This window comes from Pseudomonas sp. P5_B2, from assembly GCF_056400445.1.
In genome coordinates this window covers 1-1534 of record NZ_JBFULH010000834.1, presented here as the reverse complement: position 1 = coordinate 1534, position 1534 = coordinate 1, and the positions used below count along the sequence as shown (strand labels likewise).

Annotated in this window: 1 protein-coding gene and 1 pseudogene; both read right to left on the bottom strand. The window is 50.0% G+C overall.

The genetic code is table 11. The annotated features are described in order from the left end of the window. Positions 1 to 574 (bottom strand): annotated as a pseudogene (locus AC1DRJ_RS27260) (autotransporter outer membrane beta-barrel domain-containing protein); the annotation flags it as partial. 225 nt (positions 575 to 799) lie between these two features. Further along, on the bottom strand, positions 800 to 1534 hold a 735-nt coding region (locus tag AC1DRJ_RS27255; RefSeq protein WP_477804880.1), incomplete at its 5' end, for a hypothetical protein.

Genomic DNA, 1534 nt, shown 5'->3' with positions numbered 1-1534 from the left:
CTTCAGCACTACGCAATCTCAGCCCATAGCTGGTATCCCCGGTGCCGCGAATTGTTGAATCAGAGACCTCCAGTCGGCTGAATGCACTCACCAGCGCCCCGCCTGTAACACCACTGATTGAGCTTTTACCACTCACGATTGCCGTGGATCCGGTTTGTGTACTCGCTTCACGCACGACCTGTAGTCCTACACGATTGCCGGTAATAGCACTGTTGTCGATAGTGGCCTGACTGTTACTCAAGAGCACCGCTGCCAGACCGCCAACACCCGAGACGGTTGCACCACTCAGATTGACCTGTGACCCCTTGCGAGCTGTGATCTGTTGGGTGCTGCTCTCGGCATTGATGTTCAGTGTTGAACTGTCAGCGTTAATAAGCAGTGTTTGTGCACCGTTAACGTTTAATGTGGCATTCGAACCGAGATCCCAGCGTTCCGGAATACCGCCAGTAATGGTTACGTTGCCACCGACAATAGGCGCCGCAAGGGCTACAGGAATAGAAAACGCCAGTATGGGTGAACATAAGTACACCCAGCGAAAAGGCCCACTTGAAATATACGGATACTTACTGCACATAGTAGACACCTGCTTGATAAAACCAAATTGCGGGCACTCGCGATTAAGAAGGCCAGCCAGATAGAGGGCGCAAGGCTATCGTGGAACTACGAATATCTATGTAGGATTAGTCTTTTTTCGACAGGTGAAAAACCGCCGGAAGAATACCTTGACCGATGTCACACTAAAAAGTAAAAGAGTGCAGCAAACATTTTGCCGCACTGCTCCCGTCCAACCAGCTAATGGTCAGGGAATTGGATGTACCTCTTCACAATATTGTGCCTCACTGTTTGTCAACAGCACAAAATGTATAGCCTCCAATGACCGTGGCGTAGGCGTTGTACCTGTCCGGGTAATCGTGTATCCAAGGTGACCGTTGGCCCGATTCGCCGGTTTTAAGTGAGTTGAATAATCCCCAATGTTAATAAGGACACCTTCGGCAGGAAATGTTCCAGTGATCGGAAGGTCAGCCGTTGTTTTCGTATTGGGTATAGGCAATGGAGGGGTTGCGTTGGTAAATGCTTCCCAAGTTAAAGTAATGGTTTCGCCATCGACCGTGTACGGACTTTTCGGAATGCGTACTCTCAAGTTGCGCCTGTTAGTCCCGTCACCTGGCGGAACAAAGTTCAAGGTAGAGCAACCGATCCTTCGCAGTGGCCCTGCAAGCCCCAGAACTTCGGGCATCTCCGTTTCTATCGGGAAAGCCTCTACCGGAATATCTTTTGGAGGTGCGTCTACAGGATTAGGAGATTCATTGGAATACAGTACCCAACGCAAGATCTTTGTCCCGCTTTGCTGGTCAAAAATTGTTTGCCACGGAAGTGTTCGCTTCAGTGTTGTGCCTTCTTGCCCCCCCGTCAGGCGAAAGGTATCGCCGACCTTGGCGCTACCATATAATAGATCTATAAGCCAGCCTTCCTGGGTAGCAGGCGCTGAAAATAATTCTATTGAAATTTCCGCATCTTTTCCGTAGTCCGACTC